7 protein-coding genes are annotated in these 4,305 nt (G+C 66.3%); 4 read left to right on the forward strand and 3 right to left on the reverse strand.

Translation table 11 applies throughout. The annotated features are described in order from the left end of the window. On the forward strand, positions 1-306 hold a 306-nt coding region (locus V7026_RS11095; RefSeq protein WP_334155437.1), incomplete at its 5' end, for an OmpA family protein. A 17-nt stretch (positions 307-323) separates the two neighbouring features. Here V7026_RS11095 and lipA read toward each other — a convergent pair. The 3 genes from lipA to V7026_RS11110 form a co-directional block, all read right to left on the reverse strand. Next, the gene (gene lipA, locus V7026_RS11100) at positions 324-1,301 is read right to left on the reverse strand and encodes a lipoyl synthase (protein ID WP_334155438.1); all 978 of its coding nucleotides are present in this window, start codon (positions 1,299-1,301) and stop codon (positions 324-326) included. A gap of 86 nt (positions 1,302-1,387) precedes the next feature. Then, positions 1,388-2,068 (reverse strand): lipoyl(octanoyl) transferase LipB, encoded by a 681-nt coding sequence (gene lipB, locus V7026_RS11105; RefSeq protein WP_334155439.1) that lies wholly within the window; start codon positions 2,066-2,068, stop codon positions 1,388-1,390. Beyond that, on the reverse strand, positions 2,065-2,331 hold the full coding sequence (locus V7026_RS11110) for a YbeD family protein (protein ID WP_334155440.1): 267 nt from the start codon (positions 2,329-2,331) through the stop codon (positions 2,065-2,067). Before V7026_RS11110 ends, lipB begins: the two co-directional genes overlap by 4 nt. Before the next feature lie 179 nt (positions 2,332-2,510). On the opposite strand from V7026_RS11110, the gene V7026_RS11115 reads away from it, so the two are divergent. From V7026_RS11115 to atpE, 3 genes are read left to right on the forward strand one after another with little or no spacing between them, the layout of a single operon-like run. Next, positions 2,511-3,095, forward strand: coding sequence for an ATP synthase subunit I (locus tag V7026_RS11115; protein WP_334155441.1), 585 nt, complete (start codon positions 2,511-2,513; stop codon positions 3,093-3,095). A gap of 3 nt (positions 3,096-3,098) precedes the next feature. Beyond that, positions 3,099-3,968, forward strand: coding sequence for a F0F1 ATP synthase subunit A (gene atpB / locus V7026_RS11120; protein ID WP_334155442.1), 870 nt, complete (start codon positions 3,099-3,101; stop codon positions 3,966-3,968). 47 nt (positions 3,969-4,015) lie between these two features. Continuing rightward, positions 4,016-4,261, forward strand: a complete 246-nt coding sequence (gene atpE / locus V7026_RS11125; RefSeq protein WP_043702567.1) for a F0F1 ATP synthase subunit C — start codon at positions 4,016-4,018, stop codon at positions 4,259-4,261. Positions 4,262-4,305 lie beyond the last annotated feature (44 nt).

Consider the following 4,305-nt stretch of genomic DNA (forward strand, 5'->3'; position numbering starts at 1 on the left):
TCAGACACGTCTGTTTACCCCAATTTCGTGTCCAAAAGAATTGCGGGCGGGGCACTGGACGTCGCGATTGCGGTGGGCCACACCGACAGCGTCGGTTCCGATGCCTACAACGACCGCCTGTCGCTGCGCCGCGCCGAGGCGGTCAAGGCCTACTTGGTCAGCAAGGGTATCCCGGCCGACAAGGTGCGCACCGAAGGCCGTGGCAAGCGCGAGCCGGTTGCCGACAACGCCACGGCCGAGGGGCGCGCCAAAAACCGCCGGGTCGATGTGACCATCATCGAGACGGGACGGCCTGCCGGCCGTTGATGCCCGGGGCGTGGGGGTCAGCCACCCACGCCAGCGGCGTGGGCCTGCTGGTCGGCGTGGTAGCTGCTGCGCACCATGGCGCCCACAGCGGCGTGCGTAAAGCCCATCGCGTACGCCTGTTCCTCGAACATCTTGAACGTGTCCGGGAGCACGTAGCGCCGCACCGGCAGGTGGTGCCTGCTGGGGGCCAGATACTGGCCGATTGTCAGCATGTCGATGCCGTGCGCGCGCATGTCGCGCATGACGTCCAGGATTTCCTCGTCCGTCTCGCCCAGGCCGACCATCAGCCCGCTCTTGGTCGGCACATGGGGGAACAGGGCCTTGAATTTTTTGAGCAGGTTGAGGCTGAACGCGTAATCCGAGCCGGGGCGCGCCTGCTTGTAGAGTCGCGGCACGGTCTCCAGGTTGTGGTTCATGACATCCGGCGGCGCCGCCTTCAGGATTTCCAGCGCCCGGTCGTCGCGGCCGCGGAAGTCGGGCACCAAGATTTCGATGCGCGTGGCGGGCGAGAGCGCGCGCACGCGCTGGATGCAGGCGACGAAATGCCTCGCGCCGCCGTCGCGCAGGTCGTCGCGGTCCACGCTGGTGATGACGACATACTGCAGTTTCAGCGCGGCGATGGTGCGCGCCAGGTTCTCGGGCTCGTCGGGGTCGAGGGGGTCCGGGCGGCCGTGGCCCACGTCGCAGAACGGGCAGCGCCGGGTGCACTTGTCGCCCATGATCATGAAGGTGGCTGTGCCCTTGCCAAAGCACTCACCGATGTTGGGGCAGGAGGCTTCCTCGCACACGGTGACCAGTTTGTTGGCGCGCAGGATGTCCTTGATTTCGTAGAAGCGCGTGCTGGGGCTGCCGGCCTTGACCCGAATCCAGTCCGGTTTCTTGAGCGCGGGGGCGGACTCGACCTTGATGGGGATGCGGGCGGTCTTGGCCGCACTCTTTTGCTTGGCGGTCGGGTCGTAGCCGGCGGCAGGGGGCGTGGAGGTTTCGGCGTTCATCGGGGGTCCTGGCCGCGAAGGCGCGGCGTCGGTGGCGGCATCCGTGGCGGTGTCGTTACCGGTGTCATGGGTGGCGGCAGGTGGCGTCATGGGCGGGGCGCGAGCAACCGCAAAAGCTGCTGCGCCAGCTCGGCGCGCACATCGGCCAACGGCACGTCAACACCGATGGTAGCAAGGTCCACCGTGCGCAAGCCGGCGTAGCCGCAGGGGTTGATACGGGAGAAGGGGCTCAGGTCCATCGCGACGTTGAGCGCCACCCCGTGGTAGGTGCAGTGCCGGTGCACCTTGATGCCGAGGGCGCTGATCTTGCCCAGCCCCGCGAACGGGTTGCCGCCCGGGCGCGGCCCCACCAGCGCGGCGTGGGCATGGGGGTCGTCCAGGCGCACATAGATGCCGGGGGCCCCGGCCACCCGGTGCCCCGTGACGCCCCAGGCGGCCAGCGTGCGGATGACGGCTTCCTCCAACTGGTACACATACTCCTTGACGAAGTAGCCGGCGCGGCGCAGGTCGATCAGCGGGTAGGCCACCACCTGGCCAGGGCCGTGATAGGTGACCTGGCCGCCGCGGTTGGTGGCCACGACCGGGATGTCGCCCGGATGCAACAGATGTTCTGCGCGGCCCGCCAGCCCCTGGGTGAAGACGGGGGGGTGTTCGCAGAGCCAGATTTCGTCCGGGGTGTGCGGCCCGCGTCCTTCGGTGAAGGCGCGCATGGCCGCATAGGTGGCGTCGTAATCGGCCCGCCCCAGATCGCGCAGGGTCGCGCTCACAGCACCACCCGCACCATCGGGTGGGTGGTCAGCGTGCGGTACAGCTCGTCGAGCTGCGCGCGCGATGTCACCTGCACCGTGATGGTCAGACCCAGGTAGCGGCCGCTGCGGCTGACGCGCTGCTCGACGCTCGCTTCGTCGAAGTCGGGGTCGAACTGTCGCGCGACATGCGCCACGGCGCTGACGAAGCCGTCGACGTGCGCGCCCATTACCTTGATCGGGAAGCGGCACGGAAACTGGAGCAGGGGTTGGGCGTCGGACATGCGCAACGAAACGATAATTGGGGTTAATCCGTATAATAAAGAGCTTTGCCAGCGTGGCCAAAAGCTGCGCAGGTGCCACGTTCGCTGTCAGGCGTGCGTCATTCGAGGTGTCGATAATCTCAGGTTTGGCGGTGTCAGCAGACCGGTCCGTCCCTCCCGCTGCGTCCCGGCCGTCGTCGGTGACAGTGCCCCCACGTCCGCGGTTGGTCAAGGGGGCCGAAGGTGCCGAAGGGCGCTGGGCCGACGAGGACGCAGTTGGGGGCGATGCCGCCGACTTCAAGCCCCTGACGCCCGAAGAAGCGCGTCTGTGGCGGCAGCGGCACCCGGCGCTGTCCGTGTGGCGGGTCGTGGCGTGGCAAGCGGCGCTGGCGCTGCTGGTGTCGGCGGTGGCGGCTGTGGGGGTGCTCGTCGCGGGCGATGGGCGTTGGTCCCTGGTGGCTTCGGTGGCGTATGGCGCGTTGTGCGCTGTGCTGCCGTCGGCGGTCATGGCTTGGGGGGTGACGTCGGGCGCGTTGGCGCGTTGGCTGGGCGCGGCATTCCCTGGGGTGGCGCGGGCGTCGCTGGCGGGTTGGTTGTGGTGGGAAGGGGTCAAGGTGCTGCTGGTGCTGGCGATGCTGGCGTCGGCGCCGCACTGGATTCCGGGTCTGAGCTGGCTGGGCCTCGTGGTCGGGCTGGTGGTGGTTCTCAAGTCGTATTGGCTGGCGTGGATCGTGCGGCCGGCGGCGCGGGACCGATCGGTTTGTTCAAGAACGGGAATGGGTTGACGAATGGCAGCTGAAGGACAAGGGCCGACCGCAGGTGAGTACATCCGGCATCACCTGATGCACCTGACCAACAAGAAGCAGGACTTCATTGTCGACTTTTCGGTGATCAACATCGACTCGGTGGTGTTCTCCGTGCTGATGGGGCTGCTGGGCGTGTGGCTGCTGTGGCTGGGGGCGCGTCGCGCCACCGCTGGCGTGCCGGGGCGCTTTCAAGCCGCCGTCGAGATCTTGGTCGAGATGGTCGAGGCCCAGGCCAAGGGGGTGATCCACAACGCCGCCAGCCGCAAGGTCATCGCGCCGATGGCGCTGACCGTGTTCGTGTGGATCTTCTTCATGAACGCCATGGACCTGCTGCCGGTGGATCTGCTGCCGGCGCTATGGCACTCGGCCGGGCCGGCGCTGGGCTTCAAGGACTATCTGCGTGTTGTGCCGACGGCCGATCTATCGACGACCCTGGGTCTGTCGGTGTCGGTGCTGCTGATGTGTCTGTTCTACAACATCAAAATCAAAGGTTTGGGCGGTTGGACGCACGAGCTGGTGACGGCGCCGTTTGGCACCAGCAAAAACCCGTTCTGGGCGCTGCTGCTGGGCGTGGTGAACTTCCTGATGCAAATGATCGAGTTCGTGGCGAAGACCGTCTCCCACGGCATGCGGTTGTTTGGCAACATGTTCGCGGGTGAGCTGGTCTTCATGCTGATCGCGCTGCTCGGCGGTTTCGCTGCGCTGTCGTTCAGCGGTGGGCTGCTCTTCGTCGGGCACCTGATCGCCGGTACGGTGTGGGCCATCTTCCACATCCTGGTGATCACCCTGCAGGCGTTCATTTTCATGATGCTGGCCCTGATCTACCTGGGGCAGGCACATGATGCGCACTGAGTTCGTTTCCCCCTAAACCTTCCTCTCAACCTCAAAAGGAAACCATCATGGAAAACATTCTGGGTCTCGTTGCTCTGGCTTGCGGCATCATCGTCGGTCTGGGCGCCATCGGTGCGTCGATCGGCATCGCCCTCATGGGTGGCAAGTTCCTCGAGTCGTCCGCCCGTCAGCCCGAGCTGATGAACGACCTGCAGACCAAGATGTTCATTCTCGCCGGTCTGATCGACGCGGCCTTCCTGATCGGTGTGGCCATCGCGCTGCTGTTCGCGTTCGCCAACCCCTTCGCGATCTGATCGTCCTGCGGTGAGGAAGGGTGCGCCCGGGTGAACCCCGGGCG

It is taken from the genome of Tepidimonas sp. (genome assembly GCF_036825565.1).
Classification (GTDB): Bacteria; Pseudomonadota; Gammaproteobacteria; order Burkholderiales; family Burkholderiaceae_C; genus Tepidimonas.